The following is a 21088-nucleotide window of genomic DNA, read 5'->3' as shown; positions in this document are numbered from 1 at the left end:
GAACGGTTCAAGGGCATATCCTTTCTTGCCGTATTCAAAGTCACGTCCGACCGAGCCACAACAGGCATGCGTGACGGCACATGCGTTGCCAAAAGGGCGGTGGGGCAATAGCTTTTTCAACCCTTGGCATTGGCTCCATGACCGTGGCAAAAACTCTTGCCATCCCTTGGTGAACACACATGAGAGAAGCAGTGGAACGCCAACCCGCCCATTCGCAGCGCAGGTGCTATCCAAGGCGGAATTCGGTTGGCGTCACACCGGTCTGTCTTCGAAAAAACCGAGTGAAGTGGGACTTGTCGGAATAGCCAAGCATGAGACCGATCTCGGCAACTGTCATTTTGCTTTCTCTGAGGTGCTCCTTGGCGACATCGACCCGCAACCGCCTTACCTCTCGGGGAAGTGTTGTCTGTTGCTTCTGAAGTGCTTTCAGAAACCGCTCGGGCTGGATGCCCAGCAATCCGGCCACAACCTCCGGCCCCAGTTCTGACTCATCCAGTTTTCCACGCAAGACAGACCGCAAAGCGGCCACCACGGTGACGTCTTCATTGTGCCGAATCGTGGTTGTTGGCGCTTCGGTCTCCTCTGCCGCATGGTGTAAAAACAACCAGTCCACAGGAAAACTGATCTGCATTCCGGGGTTGGGTCCAAGGCCAACTTCGATACCCTTGTAACCGCGAGGCAAGCCAAGGATGTATCTGCCTTCCCATCGCACTCGGGATGGATCCCACGCGTTTCCGACCACGCTTTGCAGCAGGCGCACATAGATGGCAGCCCCAAACCCGGTAACCTGAACAGGCGGAACAGTTGGTTCCTGTTGCCGCTCGATCCGATAGATCGCTTTGTCCGCTTCCACGACAAGGCTGTGCCGGACGGCGTTTGACTCTTGTGGCACAAGCCTGACGAACCGGGCAAAAAACTCGAACAGAGTGTTCGAGGATTGCAGCGAGCGGGCGAATGGCGGCCATCCTTGCAGGTCAAACGTCTCTCCTACATTCAGGCCAAGGTATCGATCCCCTGACAACTCTGAGAAGGCATTCAACAGGCCATAGACCAATTCTGAATGGACATAGACGGATGGGTCGGACAGCAGGGCGGCTTTCAAGCCGACCTGATCCAGGGCCGGTTGCGGATTGATCTTGCGGTCGGTGAGATATTGCAGAAACGGGGCGGCCAGCGCGAGGCGGATAAAGCCTTCGCTATGCGCTTCAGAAGTGGAGTTGAGTGGCACGCCGGTCACCCTTGTTTGAACCAATGGTTTCGTTCAGTGGCCCTTTTTGTGGTCACATTCGCACATGTTAGTCCAAAAGTGGCAACCCGCCCAAGAGTTTTTGGGCTACACTTGGCAAAACGTGAATATGAAGGGAGACCCTATGACCAATATGCGAATGTCCCTTTGCCCGGCGGTCATTGTCGCGGCAAGTGTTGGTTTTTCGGCGGCTGCGCTGGCTCAGGATCAAGAAGAACCCCAAACGCTGTTTACCAATGTGCACGTCTTTGATGGCGTTAACGAAGCCCGCATCGAGAACGCAAGCGTGCTCGTCGAAGGCAACCTCATCAAAACGGTTTCAACCGAGGCGATCGATGCGCCGAACGCAACGATGATCGACGGCGGTGGACGTACACTTACGCCGGGCTTCATCGAGAACCACGCGCACCTGATGCTGATGGGTCCGAGCCTCGGCGCCATGGAAGCCAATACGACATGGGAAGATTTCGCCATTCACGGTGCCTTGATGGCGGAAATGTATCTCATGCAGGGCTTCACCACGGTCAGGGATGCAGGTGGGGCCAATGGCGGTTTGCGCCGCGCAATCGACGCTGGCCAGATCGTCGGACCGCGCCACTATGCTTCGGGGGCGTTCATCGGTACGCGGGGCGGTCACGCCGATTTCGGAAACTTTACAGCCCCGCCGGGGAGCGATACGAACTTCAGCCGTCTGAACATGGCGCAGGAAGTCAGCGGCGTAGACGACATTTACCTGTATGGCCGCAACAACTTCCGGATGGGTGCCACGCAACTAAAGTTTATGCAGTCGGGCGGTGTGGTGTCGGCCTTTGACCCCTGGCAACTGCTCGCGGGGTCAAAAGATGAGATCGAAGCCGCCGTGCAGGTCGCCAACGAATATGGCTCTTATGTCATGGCGCATTCCTATCGTAAGGAAGCCATCATGAACGCACTCAACGCAGGAGTGATGTCGATCGAGCATGGCTTTTCGTTCGATTGTGAGATCGCTGAAAAAATGAATGAAATGGGGGCGTACATCACCACGAACCTCACCGCTTTCGATCCCGGTTTGCTCGACATTCCTTCTGTCAAGAACCAACCCACGAGCCTTGCAAAGGCAATCTCCGCTTCGGCGACTTTCGCGAACTACATCCCGAACATGAAGGAGTGCCCGGTCAAGCGCGGTTTCCAGACGGACTGCGTCGGCTCGGTAGAGGCCTGCAACATCCAGATCGCCTATGAAAAGCATCTCAACAACGAGTTCTTCGGCCCCTACCAGTCGATGGTCACATTGACCTCGATCGGTGGCGAGATCGCAGCACTTTCCGGCGATTTCATGAACCCGTATACGGCCGGGAAACTGGGTGTGATCGAGGAAGGGGCCTATGCTGACATCCTGCTGATCGACGGAAACCCACTTGAAGACTTTTCCGTCGTTGGAACCGGGGATCAATGGTTTGGCGCCGACCCGAGGCCGGAAAGCCCGGAAACGATCCGACTGATTATGAAAGACGGTGTGATATACAAGAACACACTGGACTGACCCCAAAACCGGTTGGAGAGATTTGATGTCCCCTTGGTTTCGCGCCGCAGTTTTCGCTGGCTTTGTCCTGAGCGGTCATTCCGCAATGGCAACGCCCCATGCGACGCTTGACTGGTCTGACCTACCGGACCCGTCGGTGCAGGTGTTCGACGACCCTTATCGCGATCTGAGCCCTGAACAGTTTGACGATGTCCTCTTCGTCGTGCGCTTGCGCGGCAGGTTGCAGCAGGATGTCGGCAGCGTTGAGGAAAGACAGAAATGGCAAGAGCTTCTGACCGAGACTGAAGACGCCTTGGCCGAGGGTGGCGTTGATGTCGACTGGCTGCTCGATCAGCGAGAGGCTGTGAAAGAGCGGCGGAGAAAGGCAGGAACAAGGGGAAATCCGCGTTTCGATGGCCAGAGTGTTACGCTGACAGGCTTTGCCATTCCCGCGCCGAACGATCCGGACGGGCGAGCAGTTGCGTATTTGGTGCCAGAACGCGGGATGTGCAGCCACATGCCCCCGCCTCCGCCCAATCAGATGATCCGGGTGCGGTTGAACGGCGACTGGGCCCCCAGTTACTTCCATGAACCCGTTCGGCTCAAAGGTAGGCTGACGATTGAACCCTCGGTTCAGAACATGATGGTCGTGGATGGGCTTGTGCCGATGAATGCAACCTTCAAACTGGAGACGGACAGCGTTGAAACGCTGGAAACAAAGGCCGACGGTCTGGAATGGAGACAGCGTGCAGCCGATCGCCTCCGAGCTGCTGGCAATCGTAAAACTGGCGGCGCAAAGGCGTCGGAATGATAGGGCGCCTTGTTGCCGCATTGAGCATTGCCTGCGCGGGTACGGCGTCTGCGCAGGGGTTGTCCGGGCCTTCTTCGGTCGAGGCCGAGCTGAAACCTGGCGATGGCCTGACCGATCCGCAATACCGTTCCGAATTTCCGCGCAACATCGCGCCGGGTTGGTTTCGGTGGAAAGACCGGCTGGCCGAGGGCGGGTTTCGGTTCAACGTGGATTACCTGGCGTTGGGCCAATCCACGAACGCTGATTTGGGAACTGGTGAGGCCGCAAGTGGAATCGCGCGTGTCTACGGCAGTTGGCAGGCAACCGAGCGGGGTTCTTTGACATTCAAAATCGAAGATCGGCACGGATACACCGATGTTGCCCCGCAATTCCTTGGGCTGGACGGAGGTGCATTGTCGATCACCGGGACAGCCTTCAACGACAATGGTTTGTTGCTGACCAACCTGTTCTGGACCCAAAGGGCCGAGAACGGCGCGTGGACGCTGCAAGTCGGCCAGATTGATGTAACGGACTTTGTGGATATCTATGGATTGGTCAGCCCCTACAGCGGGTTCCAAAACCTGTCGTTCAACACCAACCCGACAATCAACACACCCAACCAGGGAATTGGCATTGCCGGTGGGATAAAGCTGAGCAAAAACTTCTACGCCGTTGCCAGCGTTGCAGACGCAAACGCCGATCCGTCGGATCCAAGTCTTGACGTGTTCAGGGACGGCAATCTCTTCAAATCGTTTGAGATTGGCTACACTTCGGGCTTTGATCGCATCTATTTCGACAATGTCCATTTGACCCTCTGGCATGCAGATGCGGCCGACGATGGCAGCCGTGCAGAAGATTATGGCGCCGTGTTTTCCGCGGCTTGGTTTGTCGACAACAAATGGATGCCGTTCGTTCGGGCAGGGGCGTCGAAAGGCACGGCAGCGCTGTATGATCGTTCGGTTTCTGCCGGGCTGGGCTATTACGGTCGAAACACCGATCTGGCCGGTTTGGGTTTGAACTGGGCCGAAGCAAGAAACATCGACGGCGATCAGTTCACGCTGGAAGCATTCTATCGCTTTTCAATCTCACCCGGTCTGCAAATCACGCCGTCACTACAGTTCATCTCCAATCCGCTGCTGAACGCCAATCAGGATAGCATCACGTTGTTCAGCCTGCGCACCCGGATCGTTTTTTGATGCGGCTCGAAAGCAGCAACTCACACGAAACCAATTTGGGAGGCTCAGTCATGAAAACTTGGTTGGCCGCAAGCGCCATTGCAATCGTATCCGGTGCCGCGCTGCACGCGAGCGAGGAAAGCAAGACATGGGATGCGTCGGATGAAGCAAAGCAATTTGTGAAGGACACAATCGTGCTTGGTATGTTGGCCAGCCCCTACGGCACCGGCTGGACTGAAGAGGAACAGCTGCACACTTACTTCGCGCGGGCTCGGGACAACGGAATAACAGGTCATGAGATGACGCTGGCCGCAGCGGATATGTCTTTTGAGACCTTTCTTGATCAGCACTACCACTTCCGGTCGGCGATGGCGCAACAGCCAGAGAATTACCTGATCGTGAATGAAACCCGCGATATCGAAGCCGCCCATATTCAAGGCAAGACGGCGGTCATCTGGAACAGCCAGACGGCGACGATTCTGGATGGCGACCTGAGGAAGATGGCGTTGCTTAAGGATATGGGGATCAAGAGTATGATCCTGGCCTACAACGATATCTTCCGCACCGGGTCGGGGCAGTTGGCGGCCTATAACGGGCGCGATATCGGTCTGACCCCTTGGGGCAAGTCGGTGATCGATGAAATGGTGCGTTTCGGCATCCTTCTGGACCTGAGCCACACGGGTTCCAAAACGGCCAACGACGCCATGGACTACATGGACGAAAACTATCCCGGCGTGCCTTATGTTTACACGCATTCGGTTCCTGCCGGCCTTTACGCAAACGAACCCGGTGCGACGCCACGCGGGTGTTATCGGGCCATTCCCGATGACGAGGCCCTGCGTGCGGCCAAATCGGGCGGCTTTGTTTCTCCGACATTCACTGAATGGATGATGGACGGCGTTTGGCCTGAAGATATCTCACCCAAGCAAGCCGCCGACATGATCGACTACTATGTTCAACTTGTTGGGGTCGACCACGTTGGGATCGCAACGGATGACATGTTCTCGACTGAATTGGTTGTGCAGTTCGCGACTGCAAACGCCAGCATGTATGATGATGGCGGCTATATGATCGACGCGTTCAACAAAGGGGCGACCGGCAACGGTGAGTTGGCCAAAATCCTTGCGGCAATTACCGATGATCTCTGGGCAAGAGGTTATTCCGATGAAGACCTCGAAAAGATCTATGGCGGCAACAAGATGCGGGTTTACGCGCAAGTCTGGGAGGGCACCCCCCCCGAACAATTTCTGAAAGAATACCCCGAGCGTCTGCGTCTCAGGCAGGAATTGCGAGAAGGGTTTTATTCGCGATAGACTTTCGGGACCGGCATCAATGATGATTGGCCCCGGATGCGGAACAGCGCAGAAATTTTGGGGGAAAGGATGGTGGGTGATGAGAGACTCGAACTCCCGACATCTTCGGTGTAAACGAAGCGCTCTACCAACTGAGCTAATCACCCGTGATGCTGCATTTAGCCAAGCCTGCGGGCAGGTGCAAGAGGGTCTGGAAGATTTTCTTGCGTTCCTTCGCTGGCGGCCGTCCAACGGGGCATATTGTCAGCAGTAGGCCGAACAGGCGGGCGTTCGGGGCGCCTCTCGGACTGGAAGGTGGGCAGCACATTTTAAGACGGATCGATGGAAAACGCCTTGCTCAACCTGCGACCCATCATGTGTAAATGGCCAAAGGCGCTTGCGCGCCACCGGTGACGTCCGATATCCCCAGAGAGACTGAAGCAAACCGGTCGGGAGTGTACATGACCCTATCCTTCGCCCGCCGATTTTGGATGGTGGCATTGGTCCTTGGCATGACGGCGCTGGCCCCGATTCAGGCCGGTGCAGAAGGCATTCTGGTCTTTGCAGCGGCCAGCCTCAAGACCGCATTGGATGAAATCGTTGCAGGGTACGAAAAGCAGACCGGTCAGAGCGTTTCCGTTTCCTATGCGGCGTCGTCGGTCCTCGCCCGGCAGATTCAGCAAGGCGCGCCTGCGGATGTGTTTGTCTCCGCCAATACGGATTGGATGGATGTGTTGGAGCAGGACGGTTTGATCCGGGCAGACTCTCGGGTTGATCTGCTGGGCAACGGCCTTGTTCTGATCGGGGCTGAAGATCATGCGCAAGTGGGTGAGATCCAGCCCGGATATGACCTCAAGGCGGACTTGAAAGACGGCTATCTGGCCATGGCACTGGTCGACGCGGTGCCTGCCGGTATCTATGGCAAAGCTGCTTTGCAAAGTCTGAACCAGTGGGAGGCTGTGCGGACACAGGTGGCGCAGGCCGACAATGTGCGCGCTGCGCTGGCTCTGGTGGCGGCAGGGGCCGCGCCGCTTGGGATCGTGTACCAATCAGATGCCAGGGTGGAAGAAAGGGTCCGGGTCGTTGCGACATTCCCTGCCGATCTGCATCCACCGATAATTTACCCTGCGGCACTGACCCTCAATGCAAAAGAAGGAGCACACGCCTTTCTTGAACACCTGAAAACGGATGCAGCCACGGCTGTATTTCTGGAGCAGGGATTTACCCTGCCGGTCAGGTGATTGCCTTGGATTGGTTGGGGCCTGCCGAAGCAGAAGCTTTGAAGCTTTCATTGCGCGTGTCCTTTTGGGCGACGCTGGCGACTTTGCCGTTTGGGATATTTGTCGCTTATGCTCTGGCACGTTGGCGGTTTCCCGGACGGCAGGTTTTGAACGGTCTGGTGCATTTGCCTTTGATCCTGCCGCCGGTTGTCACCGGATACCTGCTGTTGCTGACTTTTGGCATTCAAGGGCCGCTGGGCCGGCTTCTGGCCGAGTTCGGGATCGTAGTGGCCTTTCGCTGGACAGGCGCGGCCCTTGCCGCCGGGATCATGGCCTTCCCTTTGATGGTCCGGGCGATACGTTTGTCGATCGAAGCGGTGGACCCGAAGCTGGAACAGGCCGGGGCAACTCTGGGCGCGTCGCGTCCGATGGTGTTTTGTACGGTGACCTTGCCGATGATTTTACCGGGTGTCATAGCCGGGGCTATTCTGGCCTTCGCCAAGGCCATGGGTGAATTTGGTGCGACGATTACCTTCGTGTCCAACATCCCGGGTCAGACGCAGACGTTGCCTTCGGCTGTCTACGCCTTTTTGCAGGTCCCAGGCGGCGAGGCAGCCGCGACGCGGCTGGTTCTGATATCGATCGTCATCGCAATGAGCGCGTTGTTGCTGTCGGAGTATGTGGGGCGGCGTGCTGCAGCTCGGGTGGCCGGATCATGAGCCTGTCTGTTCGGTTGCACCACCATCTGTCGGGGATCGATCTGGATGTCAGTTTTGATGCGCCACCGGGCGTGACGGTGCTGTTCGGGCGCTCGGGATCGGGCAAGACCACCATCGTCAATGCCGTGGCAGGGTTGTTGCGGCCCCAGGCGGGCCGGGTGTCGGTAGATGGCTGGGTTCTGTTCGACACGGAACAGGGCCTGTGGCTGCCGCCGCATCGGCGCCGATTGGGGTATATTTTTCAGGAAGGGCGGTTGTTCCCCCATCTGACCGTGCGCCAGAACCTTGCCTATGGGCGTTGGTTTGCGCCGAAAAACACACGCCGCGAAGACCCCGACAGGGTCATCGACATGCTGGGCATCGGTCATCTGCTGGACCGCAGACCTGCCGGGTTGTCAGGCGGTGAGAAACAGCGCGTCGCCATCGGGCGGGCCTTGTTGGCAAGCCCGCGGTTGATCCTTGCAGATGAACCGTTGGCAGCACTGGATGATGAGCGAAAAGCGGAAATCCTGCCCTATTTCGAGCGTCTCAGGGACGAGGTGTCGGTTCCGATCCTCTATGTGACCCACTCTGCCGCCGAAGTGGCCCGGTTGGCAACGTCCGTTGTTGCGTTGCAGGATGGCAAGGCCGTTCGCCACGGGCCCGCATCCGAAATGCTTGCCGACCCGTCAGTGGCCCCTGCGGGAATTCGTGCCGTCGGGGCCGTGTTGCAGGTTCAGGTTGTAAAGCATCATTCCGACGGGCTGACAGAGTTGAACGCCAATGGCGCGCGGCTGTTTCTGCCTCGTGTCGCGCATGAGGTCGGGGCAAACTTGCGGATTCGGATACCCGCTCAGGAAGTGATCCTGTCGAACAACAAACCCGAGGGGCTTTCGGCGCTGAACGTGCTTGGCGGGACCGTGGACTCGATCCGGTCAGGCGAGGGGCCGGGTGCCATCGTGTCGGTAAAGACCCCGGCGGGCAATGTGCTTGCGCGGGTTACGCGTCGATCTGTTGCGGCCCTGAACCTGAAACCGGGCAGCACATGTTATGCCGTGATCAAGACGGTTGCATTGGCCCCGCAGGATGTCGGCGGGCGCATTGTGGCCAGCAGCTAGGCTCAGGCGAGGGCGCGGGCTTCGTGTTCGCGCAGTATCAGCCGAGCCGCGCGTCCGAACCCGGTGTGACCCGAGGTCGGTCTGTCGGGGAATATCGAAGCCAGTTCCCGCAATGCCTCAGAGGACAGCCCATAAAGGGCCTCTTCCCCCAGAAACAGGCTTTCGGCCTGCGCGCCTTCGGCGTTCAGGATCTCATGCCGGTCCAGCAGGACGTGGAGATATTCGACCGTTTGAACCGATGTATCGATGCAGATGCCGGGCCATCCGCACAGGTGTTTGGCGGCAACCAGGGCTTCGAATGCGCCGAAAAGCAGCTCGACTTTCGGGCCTTTGACCAGGATCCTGTGCTGCTGCGACACCAGAAGGTCTCGTGAGGGTTCGTTCGGCCCCAGACTGCCCGCCGAGATACGAACGGGGCGCAAAGCAGGTTCGTCGCATAATCGTTCGGGTGGAATCCTGCTGCTTTCGATCCAGCGGATAGGTTGCAGACCGTGATCGGCAGTGGCCACCTTATGACCCGCGTCCAGCGTTTCGATCGCAAGCGGGCCGCTTTCAGTTTCGATCAGGGTTCCGGCCGCAAAACAGACGCCCTCGATCCGGATGATCACTTCCACCGGGTCCGGTGTGCCGGTGAATGGAAGGGTGAATGGGCCGGCTTGCGTTGTACCCGAGACGGTGATGAAGAAAGAATCGAAGACGACTTCGCCTTTGTCGAGGCCATCGAAAAATGTCGGGTCGACGGTATAGGTCCACTCTCCTGTATTCGGGTCGATCGAGGCGGTGCCGTTGGCGGGTTGTGCCGCAATCGTCCAGGTTTGCGTGACCGGATTGAAGTTTCCATTGTCCAGAGTGGGTTGTCCCGTCTCAACGTTGGGTGGAAAACCAGTCACATCCCCGGTCAGTTCACCTGTGATCGGAACTGAAACCAATTAACCCTCGCCTTGCTGCAACACGCGTTCAAATTCCTTCTTGCGATACAGGCGCATGTGAACCTCGCCCGCTTCATCCCGCGTCCATTCGACGATGCGATTGCGTGTCATGTCACTGTCCATCCGGTTGGTGCGCACACGCGGGTGCGGGATTTCCTGCTTGAGGATATCAACAATTTGGCTGGTCTGTCCAAACGGAGCCACAAGATCAATGATCCAGAAGGATGATCCGCTGGTGAAGTCCGTGTCGGAAAGGGGTTTTTCTTTCACCGCATAACGGAACTCGGCTTCGGGGTTGAGCCCGGCGAAGGTGACAAAACCACGAGGGAATCCGTGCTGCCGGAAGATATGGTACTGGCCCAGGCGAAACGGAGTTTCGAACGCGTACAAAACCTGTGCCAGACTGCGTTTCTGATGTGTTTTCGTCAAACCCGCCAGATAGAACATAGCGCCCAGATCCGCATATTTTTCCGGCGTGAAGTCGAACCAGTCTTTTGGAAACGTCTTGCTCAAAGAGATGCCCAACAGTGTAACGGGAACCAAAAGTCTACAGCGAGTGTACTGCTTTCCTGCAATATGGGTAGAATAAATTCTTTGATGTGGTCAGTGTTGCCGGCTCGTTGGCCTGTCCTGCTTTACTCGCAGGTCGTCCCGACTATGCTATTGGTATCGGACCCTTGTTTCGGGATACTTGGATTATGCGTTCATTCAAGACTCTGGCTACTGCCGCGCTTTTATCGATACCTGCGATGGCCGAGGCTGTAGGTTTCGGCCTGTCCGTTCGGCCGCAATTCCGTACGGAAATCACGCCGATGACGGACGGTGTCTACGAGGTCAAGGCCATCGGATCCTCAGCGCCCGTGAATTATTGGTGTGGAATTGGGGATTACGCGATCCGCAGTCTGGGCGTGCCAAACAACCAACGGATCTATATCTGGCGCGCCTATGAACCCGGCGTCCGGACCGTGCAATTCTCGCTGACCCCGCCGCCGGGGGCGGATACCAAGCCGGGATATTCCATCACCGTCAGGAAAGTCGGGGCCAACATGTCGGCGTCGTCGGCGCAGAACTACTGCTATGACAACTTCATCATGGACACGTTCTGAGCGTCAGACCCATTTCGCCATCGGTGGCAGGCTCATCAGAACCGCGTCTGGATCATGTCCGGTTTCCAGTCCGAACTTGGTGCCGCGGTCATAGACCAGATTGTATTCCGCATAAAGACCGCGATGCACCAGCTGGGTGTCTTTGTCGGCGTCCAAGAAACCCTGTGCGCGCCGTTTTTCAACCAATGGCACGAAAGCGGGCAGGAAAGCCCGACCGATATCCTGAGTCAGGGCGAAATCGGCCTGCCAGTCTCCGGTGCAATAATCATCCATGAAAATACCGCCCACGCCGCGTGCGCGTTTGCGGTGGGGGATATAGAAATATTCGTCCGCCCACTCTTTCAGGCGTGGATAATGTCCGGGTCCATGCGGGTCCAGATGAGCCTTTTGGGTATCATGGAAATGCGCCGTATCGTCATCATATTCGATGCAGGGGTTCAGATCCGATCCGCCGCCGAACCACCAGGCGTGCGGGGTCCAGAACATCCGAGTGTTCATATGCACCGCCGGGACATGGGGATTCTGCATATGCGCCACGAGACTGATCCCCGAGGCCCAGAAACGCGGGTCTTCGGTCATCCCGGGAATGCCTTTGCGTGCTGCCATCGCCTGTTGTGCACGTTCGCCCAGGGTCCCGTAAACTGTCGAGACATTGACCCCGACCTTTTCAAACACGCGCCCGCCGCGCATCACGGACATCAGACCGCCCCCTGCGTCAGAGCCGTCCTCGGACTGGCGTTTGGTTTCCTTGACTTCAAAGCGGCCGGGCTTTGCGTCTGAAAACGGGCCGGTGTCGTGGCTGTCCTCCAATGCTTCGAATGCGGCAACGATGTCGTCGCGCAATTGGCGGAACCAGGCAGAGGCGGTGTTTTTTTCAGTTTCGAACATGGGTCTCAATGCGCAGGTGCGGCAACAGGGTCAAGCAATGTGCGGCCGCCGTCGATTGTCAGGATCTGGCCGGTGATGAATCCGGCTGCATCCGATGCCAGATACTGCGCGGTTTCCGTCAATTCAGTGGCCGACGCGATACGGGCAAGCGGTGTGTGCTTTTCGATATCGTCGCGGAATTCCCGGTTCTCTCTCAGTGTCGATTGCAGTGATGCACTCATGACCGAGCCGAGCGCAATCGAATTGACCCGGATGCGGTTCGGCGCCAACGCCACGGCCAGTGAACGTGTCATCTGGTCCAGCGCGGCTGTCGACACGGAATAGGCCATCAGGTCGGGATGCGTGCGGCGGGCCGCGATGGATGACAGGTTGATGATCGATCCGGCAGGGCTCTCATCGTCATCCCCGGCCTGTTTGATCATACGCTTTGCGACCAACTGGCTGAGCCGCAGCGCAGGCATCAGGTTCTGGTTCAGCAAGGTGCGCATCGAGTCGTCATCGGGATCAAGCGGATCAGACTGGATCACCTGGCGCGCGCCGTTGATCAGAATATCCACCTGATCAAACGCATCCAGTGTTGCCGACAGCAAATTGGCAATGGTCAGCTTTTCACGCAGGTCGCCTGCGAAATACCGAATATTGCCGTCTTCTGCCTGTTCCCCCAGCTCATCGACCAGACGTTTTTCATCTATATCGGCGAACATGACATTTGCGCCCGCATCCGCGAAATGCCGACCTATGGCCAGCCCGATGCCATTGGCCCCGCCTGTAACGATTGCGGTCTTGCCTGCGATGGAAAAGGACATCCGAATCCTCCTGAATTAGGGGCAGGTTAGCTGGCCTTATCGCCGAGGGCGAGAGGCCTCAAACACCTTGAACCGGTTGTCGCCGGCGGCTTCATCGACCCGAGCGAAGTGTTCGTTCAGAGTGGTTTCGTAGGGAAGGTGGCGATTGGCGACCATCCATAGGGTTCCGTTGCGCGTCAGATTGCGTGCCGCTGCTGCGATGAAACCCTGCCCCAGCGTGGGGTCGGCACTGCGTGAGGTGTGAAACGGGGGGTTCATTACAACCGTGTCCAATGGCTCTGGCGCCGTCCAAGTAACGGCGTCAGCCCAATAAAACCGGACCCTGGGGTCAGAGGCGTTGATGCGCGCGCAGGCAAGGGCCGTGTGGTCTGCTTCGACAAGATGCACGGATTTAAGGTTGTCGCGCTTCAAAAGCTCTGCGGTCAGATACCCCCACCCGGCACCCAGATCGGCCACGCGCGGCCCCAGCTTGGCAGGCAAGGCGTTCAGCAACATGGCCGAGGCGGGATCGATCCCGTCCGCTGAAAACACACCTGGTGCCGTGTGGTACCCATCGACGATCTGCGTCTTTGGCGCAGCCCAATCTGCAAAGCTGTGCGGGTCAGCCTGAAACCAGAAGATTTTTCCGTGTGCCTTGGACAGAGGCCCTTCGACCGAGACCCTTTTGCGAACATCTTTCAGAATGCTGTCCACGCCATCGGTCTTTGCGCCATCGATCACGACAACGCCGCGGGCTCGTGAGCTGGCCAGATGGATCATCGCCCGTGCAAGCGCCTTGGCCCGCGGCAAAAACACAATTGCATCCTCGCAAGGGTTTTCTGCCTCGGGCACCGTGTCAAAGCCCTGCGCGGCAAAATGGTCATAAAAAGGTTTGAACGGCTGCACCACCTGCGCCGCATGGGAAAGCGCCGACAGATCATGGGTTGGAACAGGGCAGATCACGCTGAGGGGCGACGACAGCGACAGGCCGTTCTGCAATGCAAGTTCCAGGCGAGGGGACATGGGCAATTCCGGCAAATATGTGTGAGGGTCAGGCGAAAAGCCTTATTCTTCGCGTTCCATGGTGCATTGCAGCGGGTGCTGGTGCCGGCGGGCGAAATCCATAACCTGGCCAACTTTGGTCTCGGCAATTTCATGGCTGAAGACCCCGACGACGGCCACACCTTTTTTATGCACGGTCAGCATGATCTCGAATGCTTCTGCATGGGTCATGCCGAAGAAACGTTCCAGAACATGAACCACGAATTCCATCGGCGTGTAATCGTCGTTCAGCAACAGCACCTTGTACAAAGGCGGACGCTTGGTTTTTGGGCGCGTCTGTACCAGAACGGACGCGTCGCTGTCGTTGTCCGGTTCGTCAGACATCATCCAGGTCTTTTCCAGCATCGTAGGCAACTGTCCGATTCAGTTTTGGGGTTTATCTTCGCGCTTATATAACGTGGGGATGGCCGGTGAAAAGAGCAAGCGGACGTAAACGAGATGACTGACAAGCTGACGACAATCGGTTTCGATGCGGATGATACCCTGTGGCACAATGAGCGTTTTTTTCAGCTGACGCAGGCGCATTTTGCCGAGCTGCTGGCCGATCATGCCGACCAGGATCATCTGATGGAGCGGCTTCTGGCGGCCGAAAAGCGCAACATTCGACACTATGGCTATGGCATCAAGGGCTTTGTTCTGTCGATGATCGAAACCGCTCTCGAGGTCACGGATGACCGTGTGCCGGCCTCGGTCATTCGCCAATTGATCGAAGCCGGGCAAGAGATGCTGGCCTATCCGATCGAGCTGTTGCCCCATGCCCGCGACGCGGTGGAAGGCATGACAGGCTTGTGCCGGGTTGTCTTGATTACCAAAGGGGACCTGATCGACCAGGAACGCAAACTGGCCCAGTCGGGTCTGGGCGATCTGTTTGACGCAGTGGAAATCGTGTCTGAAAAGACCCCTGAAACTTACCGGTCGATATTTGAGCGGCATGGTGATGGCCCGGCGCGCGCGATGATGGTTGGCAATTCCATGCGATCTGATGTTGTGGCTCCGATCCAGGCAGGAAGCTGGGGGGTTCATGTCCCGCACGGCCTTGTCTGGGAGGTGGAGCATGCCGAAGCCCCGGTCGACAGTCCCCGATTCCGGGAGTTGAGGGATTTGGGCGGTTTGGCCGATCTGGTGCATAGCCTGAAGTGATGTTGCCTATTGGCCGCAGTTCCACGAAAACCCTGCCGGGTGTTGACCAAGTTCTGCCTCAATCGCGCATCTGGTGGGCTTTGGGCAGTATTTGTCTAGATATAGCCCAGTTCAGGCAACCTAACGAAACCGCGAAATGCTCAGCTTTCGGTTTATTTCACCAAGTCTCTGTGATAGTGTTTACGATAATAAAATAATTTTTGCTGACCGGGAATACCCGGCGGCGCGAGGCAGACAGAGGCAAAAATCGTGCAGATTCGGCGGACAGTTCCGGCCCGAATGGGCTTTTTTCTCATAGTGGTGTTGTGCGTGCTGGCGTTTGCGCCGCTCAGGTCCATGGCGGCACCTTACGCAGCGATGGTGATTGATGCCCGAACCGGAGAGGTTCTGCATTCGCGCAATGCTGATACAAGGCTTCACCCGGCATCGCTGACCAAGATGATGACGCTTTATATCGCGTTCGAAGCGGTGCGGAACGGTGAGATCACTCTGGATACCCCGGTTCGGATCACCAAAAAGGCGGCAGCCGAGCCACCGTCGAAGCTGGGCCTGCGCGCTGGTCAGACAATTGCTTTTCGCTATCTCATCCGCGCGGCTGCTGTGAAATCGGCCAATGATGCTGCCACGGCCATCGGTATTGCCATCAGCGGGTCCGAGGCAGCTTTTGCGCGTCGTATGACGCGAACCGCCAAGGCGATGGGGATGAGCCGCACGACCTTCAAGAACGCCCATGGTTTGACCGAGGCGGGGCATCTTTCGACCGCACGTGACATGACCACGCTGGGTCGGCATCTGCTGTATGACTATCCGCAATACTATAACCTTTTCTCGCGTCAATCGACGCATGCAGGGATCAAAACCGTTCCCAACACCAACCGTCGCCTGCTGGCGGCCTACAAAGGCGCCGACGGCATCAAAACCGGTTACACCCGTGCGGCGGGGTTCAATCTTGTGGCATCGGCAAAACGCAAGGATGAACGCATCATCGCCACCGTTTTCGGCGGAAAGTCCGGCGCCTCTCGGAATGCCAAGGTTGCCGAGCTTCTGGATTTGGGTTTCCGCCGCGCCCCGTCCCGTGCGCCCATTCGCAAACCTGCCCGACCTGCCTATGCTGGAAATACCGGATTGGGTGTCGGGACGCAGGTCGCCAGCGTGAGCGGCGCGCCAAAATCCAGTTTGCGCCCGGTTCGGCGCCCCTCCGCGTCGACGCAAGTCGCAAGCGCGGTTGCTGTGACAGCTGATGAGAATCGTGGACGCATTAACAGCGCGATCGCGGCGGCCATTGCCAAAGCGGATATCGCACCAACGGCACCGCCGGTGGAAACATCCGATACCCGTCCGGCATTGCGCCCCGACAATCTGGTTCTGGCTTCGACGGATTCCACCAAGCAGCCAGAGCCTGAGCAGGAGGTTGTCACTCGGCTGTCTTCGTCAGGTGGGCACCTGTGGGGGGTCAATGTGGGGCGCTATACCACGCGGTATGAGGCCGAGAAGGTTTTGCTGAAAACCGCATTGTCGGAAATGACCACACTGGAAGGCACGCTGCGCAAAGTGAACCAAAGCGCGCGCGGGTTTGACGCAACCTTTCAGGGCATGACCCGCGAACAGGCGGATCTGGCCTGTCGCCGTTTGCAGGCCCGCAACGTCACCTGTTTCATGATCGGGCCATCATAAGGTTCGGCATATTCTCTCCTGAATGGGTCTGGGCTGCGGTATTCCGCAGCCCTTTTTTCAATCGAAAACGTGACCGTGCTGGTATTGTTCGTCCTGTCCGGCGGCGGCTGTCAGGGCGGCGACATTGTCCTTGGTGAAGAACCCATCATATTTGTGGCACCGCTCGATATACTCGGTAATCAGCAGGGTATGCTTGGAGTGTTTCGAGAAGATCTGTTTCAGGTTCGGGTCGTCTTTGCACTCGCCCACCACATGGGCCAGGAACGGCACACCCTTGTCCTTCAGGGTGTTCACAACGAAATCGACGTTCTTTTCCCCGGCGCCGTGATTGCCATCCTGAATCTCGACGGCCATGTGGTGCAGACGACGGCCAAAATTGCGCACGAAATCCTCGGTCGGCATCGGCAGTTTGGCGAAGGAGTTGACGAAGGATGGCGTGTTGTTTGCGGTGAATACCTTGGCCGGAGATTTTTTGTCATCGTCCACATTGCCGTTGCGGTTCACGTTGGTCGATGAGTTCATGTCGAATATGTTGTAAGCGCCCCAGAAATAATAGGGCACCATGGTCAGAAACTCGAGGATCGCATCCTCGCGCTCGCCCGCCAGGACCCGCGTCGCAAGATGGTCGATTCCCAGCATCAGCGGGGCGATTTTGCTTTCGGTTCCAAAGGCGGCGGCCTGTTCCAGACGGGCCTGTTCCGTGTCGCTCAGCAACACGCGATCCCCAAGGCCCAGACTGTCGGTGTCGTTAAAGTCGTGGGTCGAATACCCGACGCGGTTGCAGGTGAAATCGGACGGGGTGGTGAATCGGAACCCGTCCGATGTGTAGAACGGGTTCTCGGTATCTCCGGGATATTCGAAACGTATGTTCTGATCCTCAAGTGCATGGGTCAGCGCGTCCAGATCACAGGCAGCAAATACCTCGCCGACATAGCGCGTCTGCGGTGTGTTGCGCGCCAGTGGATACATGCGATTGATGCGGGGGATAAAGTCTTCGAATCCGGGGCTGAGCGGCGCCATCAGGATCAGCGCAGGATAGTCGGGATGTGAATGCAGAACCGAGACTCTGTGGGTTCGTCCCAGATAGCTGGCGGTGTGCCGATAGGGTGTCATCACGTAAAGTTCGACCATCGTGTCGAATACCGCGTCGGGTTCGACCTGAATGATGATGGCCCGCATCGCGCCGACCTGATCCGCAATGCCCGAGCTTGTCCGGCGTTCGTAAATCTTCGGAAGGTATTCGTTGAAGAAGTCCGAGTTCTTCTTGTCGCCCCGGGGCTGATAAGACATCAGATCAAATGACATTCCACGACCTCCTTGCTCTTGCCCGCCATGGGTCAAGGCATTGTTTGAAATTGTAGTATTCAGAATATGCGTTTGCCCGCCATGCTAGGCGCTGAGGCCTGTACGGGCAACAGTCGTGAATTTGGGTTGCCGACGTTAACCCATGATGTTCAGCGGGTGAATGTCGTCACCTCGACACCGCCCCCGATCAGGCTTTCACGAACAGAACGGGCGATCTGCACCGCGGTTGGTCCGTCACCATGCAGGCAGATTGTGTCGATCGATGTTTCCAGCCGCTTGCCGCTTTCGGTGATGATCGCGCCTTCGCGGACCATGTTCAGGATGCGAGGTCCTGCGACATCCGCGTCGTGGATCACCGCGCCGGGCAGGCTGCGGTCAACCAATGTTCCGTCGTCATTGTAGGCGCGGTCGGCAAAAATCTCGCCCACCCATTTGCAGCCCAGCTCGCGCACGGCGTCTTCTTGTTTCGTCACGGCAAGAACCATCACGATGATGTCGGGATCGACGTCCAGCGCGCCCTGATAGCAGGCCCGCGCCATATCGACATCGAGCGAACACATATTGGCCAGTGCGCCGTGCAGCTTTAGATGGCGAACTCTGGTGCCAACCGCATTGGCCATGCCCATGGCTGCGCCCAACTGATACCGCACCAGATTGCGGAGGGTGTCCTGAGACAGCTTCATGTTCCGGCGGCCAAAGCCTTGCAGGTCGGGAAACCCGGGATGCGCCCCGATGCCGACACCATTCTCGGCTGCCAGCTTCATTGTCGATGCCATTACATCCGGATCACCCGCATGAAAGCCACAGGCAATATTGGCCGAGGTGATGATCTTCAGAAGGCTTTCGTCGTCGCCCATTTTCCATGGGCCAAAGCTTTCCCCCATATCGGCATTCAGATCGACGCTTGGCATCGGCACATCTCCTTAGTCGGTGGCAGAAATCACTCCGCTGATCAATTGGTAGGACAGCAAGTCCGGGATGTCATGCGGGTTACGCACCAACGCTTCGACTTTCGAGGGCAGGCGGGCAAGATCCGCCATGAATGCCGCGTGCAATTCGGTGGCTTGCTCGATGCTGACAAATTCGAACGTGATCGCTCCGCCCGCGGGTGTCTGCGCTGCGCGGGGCATGTCGCAGGGCAGAACGGTCGCGATGCGGGGATACCCTCCTGTGGTCTGGCATTCGGGCAGCAGGATGAACGGGTCTCCGGTTCCGGTCATCTGGATGTCGCCCGGGGAAATAACCTCGGACAAGATGTTCAGTTGGCCAGTGGCCGCAAACCCGTCGCCGTCACTGTTGACTTGCATCCCCATCCGGTTGGCGCGTGCGCCACGATGGAATGAGGTGCGCGCAAACCGATCAAGCGTTGCGTCATCAAACAAGGACGTCTGGAAGCTGGCGACGACACGCAGAACGCCACCCGAGAAGCGTTCGGAAGGGGGCAGTTTCAAACCAGCGTCGCCTGCCTCCGCGCCACAGGTCAGCCGGTCGCCCGGCTTCACCGCTCGCCCGATCCGTGCCGTCAGATGCGCGGATCGAGATCCAAGAAAAACCTCTGAATCGATACCGCCCCCCAAATGAAGATAGCCGTAATTGCCTTGCAGAAGCGCACCGATGACCAGCCGTTGTCCGGGCTTCAGGTGATGCGAGGCATTCCAGGCCACGGGGCTGCCATCAATGCTGGCCTGCATCTGCGCACCGGTCAATGCGATGCGCATGTTCTGTGCCGCCTCGAACGTGCCGCCCATTCCGGCCATTTCCAGCGCAGCAAGTTCCGGGCTTTGGCCGAGCAATGCGGCGCCTTCATGAAGGGCCAGTGTATCGACGGCCCCGGACCGGGACAGGCCCTGGTCCAGATAACCTGAGCGCCCCTGATCCTGGATGGTGCAAGCCGGGCCGATCTGGTGGACGATCAGGCTCATGGCGCAATCTCCTCGCAGGTTGCTCCGCCCGTGCCATCTTCGTTTTTGGCTCTGATTTGTTCCAGGTCTTCGCGGGAAATGGGTTCGAATATCAGTTCATCCCCAGGCTTGAGGGCGAATGCCTCGGTCGTCTCGGGCCGGAAACACCGAAAAGCCGTCTGCCCGACATGCCGCCACCCGGTTGGCGTCGGCCCGGAAAACAGGACAAACTGAGATATTGCAAGAACCAGAGCGCCTTCGGGCACCATGGGGGTCAGGTTTTGCAGCCGCGGAATATTGAACTCGGGGGGTAATGGCCCAAGGTAGGGTTGCCCGGGGGCGAACCCTATCGTCAAAACCCGCACGCGGGACTGGCCAAGCCGCCGTATTGCTTCTTCCGGCGCGAGACCGGCAGCAGCAGCGGCATCGTCCAGCTGGGGCGCAAGGTCGGTGCCATAGACCGTCGGAATTCGCCACAGCCTGCGGCCTGTTGGAAGTGGTGTGCTGTACCAGTCCTTCTGATCGACGAGGTCCTGAAGCTTGTGCAGCATCTGTTGGTGGGTGGTGATTTGCGTATCGAACCGGACATATGCCGAGGCCAGCGAGGCAGAAGATTCCGTGACCTCTGCCCATTGAAGCCGATCCAGTTCAGATCGAAAGGCCAGCGCCGCTCGGTTCGCTGTCTCAGACATCGTGTCCGCAAATGTGACAAGCGCTCCGTCAAATCCGACGGTTCTGACCAGTGGGAACGTAAGGTGACGCGTCATGCCTGTCTCGCTGAAGAAGTCGAAAACGAATGTCCCAGACCAGAACTCATCTCGGTGGGATGTTCAAGATTGGTGTTCAGAATGTTGGCACGCTCAAGGTGTGGTCGGAATCATGTAGGCCCCCTCGGCATGATGCAGTTCGAAATCTGGCCTTTAAGGTTTTCAATGCAGATTCTGGCAGAGTCCCGAGTCGATTCACGGACTTGAGTCGCGCAGCCTTGTGTTCAGTGTCGGTCGATTCCCTATATATAGTAGTGCCATCTTGTGTCTTCCGGGTTGTGTCGTGGCCATCCGATGGAGAGAGTCCCGACCGACACAGGAAAGGTGAGCTTTCGACGCTTGTAATATGCTGTTTTTAAATGGTTATCTAAGAATTTTCAAAAAAATGCTCTGCGGCGTCATTTTCCGCTTGCGGGATTTGTTTGTTATACTTAGAACCCCCTTCACCGGCGCTGCTGAGGCGCTGGGACGCGGCGGAAGCGGCGGTTACG

At 57.7% G+C, this 21088-nt stretch carries 21 protein-coding genes and 1 tRNA gene; 10 read left to right on the top strand and 12 right to left on the bottom strand.

Annotated elements, in window-relative coordinates; all coding sequences use genetic code 11:
- Positions 1 to 226: 226 nt before the first annotated feature.
- The gene (locus ACR0I0_RS18690) at positions 227 to 1228 is read right to left on the bottom strand and encodes an AraC family transcriptional regulator (RefSeq protein WP_480492502.1); all 1002 of its coding nucleotides are present in this window, start codon (positions 1226 to 1228) and stop codon (positions 227 to 229) included.
- A gap of 142 nt (positions 1229 to 1370) precedes the next feature.
- Here ACR0I0_RS18690 and ACR0I0_RS18685 point away from each other — a divergent pair, with 142 nt between their 5' ends.
- The 4 genes from ACR0I0_RS18685 to ACR0I0_RS18670 are packed head-to-tail and all read left to right on the top strand — an operon-like array spanning position 1371 to position 6025.
- The gene (locus ACR0I0_RS18685) at positions 1371 to 2768 is read left to right on the top strand and encodes an amidohydrolase family protein (RefSeq protein WP_171169065.1); all 1398 of its coding nucleotides are present in this window, start codon (positions 1371 to 1373) and stop codon (positions 2766 to 2768) included.
- A 25-nt stretch (positions 2769 to 2793) separates the two neighbouring features.
- Positions 2794 to 3558 (top strand): DUF3299 domain-containing protein, encoded by a 765-nt coding sequence (locus ACR0I0_RS18680; RefSeq protein ID WP_480492501.1) that lies wholly within the window; start codon positions 2794 to 2796, stop codon positions 3556 to 3558.
- Positions 3555 to 4733, top strand: a complete 1179-nt coding sequence (locus ACR0I0_RS18675; protein WP_480492500.1) for a carbohydrate porin — start codon at positions 3555 to 3557, stop codon at positions 4731 to 4733. Before ACR0I0_RS18680 ends, ACR0I0_RS18675 begins: the two co-directional genes overlap by 4 nt.
- 50 nt (positions 4734 to 4783) lie before the next feature.
- The gene (locus tag ACR0I0_RS18670; RefSeq protein ID WP_480492499.1) at positions 4784 to 6025 is read left to right on the top strand and encodes a membrane dipeptidase; all 1242 of its coding nucleotides are present in this window, start codon (positions 4784 to 4786) and stop codon (positions 6023 to 6025) included.
- 70 nt (positions 6026 to 6095) lie between these two features.
- Here ACR0I0_RS18670 and ACR0I0_RS18665 read toward each other — a convergent pair.
- Positions 6096 to 6171: transfer RNA gene (locus ACR0I0_RS18665), tRNA-Val, on the bottom strand.
- A gap of 294 nt (positions 6172 to 6465) precedes the next feature.
- Between ACR0I0_RS18665 and modA the strand changes: the two genes are divergently transcribed.
- From modA to modC, 3 genes are read left to right on the top strand one after another with little or no spacing between them, the layout of a single operon-like run.
- Entirely contained in the window at positions 6466 to 7245 is a 780-nt protein-coding gene (modA, locus tag ACR0I0_RS18660; RefSeq protein ID WP_371807781.1) for a molybdate ABC transporter substrate-binding protein, read from the top strand.
- Between the two features lie 5 nt (positions 7246 to 7250).
- Positions 7251 to 7943: a molybdate ABC transporter permease subunit gene (gene modB / locus ACR0I0_RS18655; protein ID WP_152456975.1), complete on the top strand. Its 693-nt coding sequence runs from the start codon at positions 7251 to 7253 to the stop codon at positions 7941 to 7943.
- Complete coding sequence (modC, locus tag ACR0I0_RS18650) at positions 7940 to 9040, top strand: molybdenum ABC transporter ATP-binding protein (protein ID WP_480492498.1); 1101 nt, start codon at positions 7940 to 7942, stop codon at positions 9038 to 9040. Before modB ends, modC begins: the two co-directional genes overlap by 4 nt.
- 2 nt (positions 9041 to 9042) lie before the next feature.
- On the opposite strand, the gene ACR0I0_RS18645 is transcribed toward modC, so the two are convergent.
- Entirely contained in the window at positions 9043 to 9969 is a 927-nt protein-coding gene (locus ACR0I0_RS18645) for a Hint domain-containing protein (protein WP_480492497.1), read from the bottom strand.
- A complete protein-coding gene (locus ACR0I0_RS18640) occupies positions 9970 to 10482 on the bottom strand; it encodes a toxin-activating lysine-acyltransferase (RefSeq protein ID WP_171637991.1) in 513 nt (170 codons plus the stop codon).
- Between the two features lie 185 nt (positions 10483 to 10667).
- Here ACR0I0_RS18640 and ACR0I0_RS18635 point away from each other — a divergent pair, with 185 nt between their 5' ends.
- On the top strand, positions 10668 to 11075 hold the full coding sequence (locus tag ACR0I0_RS18635; protein ID WP_480492496.1) for a hypothetical protein: 408 nt from the start codon (positions 10668 to 10670) through the stop codon (positions 11073 to 11075).
- Positions 11076 to 11078: 3 nt separating this feature from the next.
- On the opposite strand, the gene hemF is transcribed toward ACR0I0_RS18635, so the two are convergent.
- From hemF to clpS, 4 genes are read right to left on the bottom strand one after another with little or no spacing between them, the layout of a single operon-like run.
- Positions 11079 to 11963, bottom strand: a complete 885-nt coding sequence (gene hemF, locus ACR0I0_RS18630; RefSeq protein ID WP_480492495.1) for an oxygen-dependent coproporphyrinogen oxidase — start codon at positions 11961 to 11963, stop codon at positions 11079 to 11081.
- A gap of 5 nt (positions 11964 to 11968) precedes the next feature.
- Positions 11969 to 12769: an SDR family NAD(P)-dependent oxidoreductase gene (locus ACR0I0_RS18625; RefSeq protein ID WP_171637986.1), complete on the bottom strand. Its 801-nt coding sequence runs from the start codon at positions 12767 to 12769 to the stop codon at positions 11969 to 11971.
- A 36-nt stretch (positions 12770 to 12805) separates the two neighbouring features.
- A complete protein-coding gene (locus tag ACR0I0_RS18620; RefSeq protein WP_480492494.1) occupies positions 12806 to 13771 on the bottom strand; it encodes a class I SAM-dependent methyltransferase in 966 nt (321 codons plus the stop codon).
- A gap of 42 nt (positions 13772 to 13813) precedes the next feature.
- The gene (clpS, locus tag ACR0I0_RS18615) at positions 13814 to 14155 is read right to left on the bottom strand and encodes an ATP-dependent Clp protease adapter ClpS (protein WP_480492493.1); all 342 of its coding nucleotides are present in this window, start codon (positions 14153 to 14155) and stop codon (positions 13814 to 13816) included.
- 93 nt (positions 14156 to 14248) lie between these two features.
- Between clpS and ACR0I0_RS18610 the strand changes: the two genes are divergently transcribed.
- Entirely contained in the window at positions 14249 to 14950 is a 702-nt protein-coding gene (locus tag ACR0I0_RS18610; RefSeq protein WP_171637982.1) for an HAD family hydrolase, read from the top strand.
- A gap of 279 nt (positions 14951 to 15229) precedes the next feature.
- A complete protein-coding gene (locus tag ACR0I0_RS18605; protein ID WP_480492492.1) occupies positions 15230 to 16624 on the top strand; it encodes a D-alanyl-D-alanine carboxypeptidase family protein in 1395 nt (464 codons plus the stop codon).
- Positions 16625 to 16681: 57 nt separating this feature from the next.
- On the opposite strand, the gene ACR0I0_RS18600 is transcribed toward ACR0I0_RS18605, so the two are convergent.
- From ACR0I0_RS18600 to ACR0I0_RS18585, 4 genes are all read right to left on the bottom strand, one after another.
- Entirely contained in the window at positions 16682 to 17929 is a 1248-nt protein-coding gene (locus tag ACR0I0_RS18600) for a hypothetical protein (RefSeq protein ID WP_480492491.1), read from the bottom strand.
- A gap of 149 nt (positions 17930 to 18078) precedes the next feature.
- Positions 18079 to 18840 (bottom strand): LamB/YcsF family protein, encoded by a 762-nt coding sequence (locus ACR0I0_RS18595; protein WP_171637976.1) that lies wholly within the window; start codon positions 18838 to 18840, stop codon positions 18079 to 18081.
- Between the two features lie 12 nt (positions 18841 to 18852).
- The gene (locus ACR0I0_RS18590; protein ID WP_209835342.1) at positions 18853 to 19851 is read right to left on the bottom strand and encodes a 5-oxoprolinase subunit C family protein; all 999 of its coding nucleotides are present in this window, start codon (positions 19849 to 19851) and stop codon (positions 18853 to 18855) included.
- Positions 19848 to 20597, bottom strand: a complete 750-nt coding sequence (locus ACR0I0_RS18585; RefSeq protein WP_171637973.1) for a 5-oxoprolinase subunit B family protein — start codon at positions 20595 to 20597, stop codon at positions 19848 to 19850. Before ACR0I0_RS18585 ends, ACR0I0_RS18590 begins: the two co-directional genes overlap by 4 nt.
- Between the last annotated feature and the right edge of the window lie 491 nt (positions 20598 to 21088).

The sequence above is a fragment of the Ruegeria sp. AG6 genome (assembly GCF_056541565.1).
This window is presented reverse-complemented; position numbering and strand designations above follow the sequence as displayed.

Coding starts and splice junctions, on each gene's coding strand:
- ACR0I0_RS18685 (WP_171169065.1), top strand. CDS start 1,371: ATGACCAATATGCGAATGTCCCTTTGCCCGGCGGTCATTGTCGCGGCA.
- ACR0I0_RS18680 (WP_480492501.1), top strand. CDS start 2,794: ATGTCCCCTTGGTTTCGCGCCGCAGTTTTCGCTGGCTTTGTCCTGAGC.
- ACR0I0_RS18675 (WP_480492500.1), top strand. CDS start 3,555: ATGATAGGGCGCCTTGTTGCCGCATTGAGCATTGCCTGCGCGGGTACG.
- ACR0I0_RS18670 (WP_480492499.1), top strand. CDS start 4,784: ATGAAAACTTGGTTGGCCGCAAGCGCCATTGCAATCGTATCCGGTGCC.
- modA (WP_371807781.1), top strand. CDS start 6,466: ATGACCCTATCCTTCGCCCGCCGATTTTGGATGGTGGCATTGGTCCTT.
- modC (WP_480492498.1), top strand. CDS start 7,940: ATGAGCCTGTCTGTTCGGTTGCACCACCATCTGTCGGGGATCGATCTG.
- ACR0I0_RS18635 (WP_480492496.1), top strand. CDS start 10,668: ATGCGTTCATTCAAGACTCTGGCTACTGCCGCGCTTTTATCGATACCT.
- hemF (WP_480492495.1), bottom strand. CDS start 11,963: ATGTTCGAAACTGAAAAAAACACCGCCTCTGCCTGGTTCCGCCAATTG.
- ACR0I0_RS18625 (WP_171637986.1), bottom strand. CDS start 12,769: ATGTCCTTTTCCATCGCAGGCAAGACCGCAATCGTTACAGGCGGGGCC.
- ACR0I0_RS18620 (WP_480492494.1), bottom strand. CDS start 13,771: ATGTCCCCTCGCCTGGAACTTGCATTGCAGAACGGCCTGTCGCTGTCG.
- clpS (WP_480492493.1), bottom strand. CDS start 14,155: ATGCTGGAAAAGACCTGGATGATGTCTGACGAACCGGACAACGACAGC.
- ACR0I0_RS18610 (WP_171637982.1), top strand. CDS start 14,249: ATGACTGACAAGCTGACGACAATCGGTTTCGATGCGGATGATACCCTG.
- ACR0I0_RS18605 (WP_480492492.1), top strand. CDS start 15,230: ATGGGCTTTTTTCTCATAGTGGTGTTGTGCGTGCTGGCGTTTGCGCCG.
- ACR0I0_RS18600 (WP_480492491.1), bottom strand. CDS start 17,929: ATGTCATTTGATCTGATGTCTTATCAGCCCCGGGGCGACAAGAAGAAC.
- ACR0I0_RS18595 (WP_171637976.1), bottom strand. CDS start 18,840: ATGCCAAGCGTCGATCTGAATGCCGATATGGGGGAAAGCTTTGGCCCA.
- ACR0I0_RS18590 (WP_209835342.1), bottom strand. CDS start 19,851: ATGAGCCTGATCGTCCACCAGATCGGCCCGGCTTGCACCATCCAGGAT.
- ACR0I0_RS18585 (WP_171637973.1), bottom strand. CDS start 20,597: ATGACGCGTCACCTTACGTTCCCACTGGTCAGAACCGTCGGATTTGAC.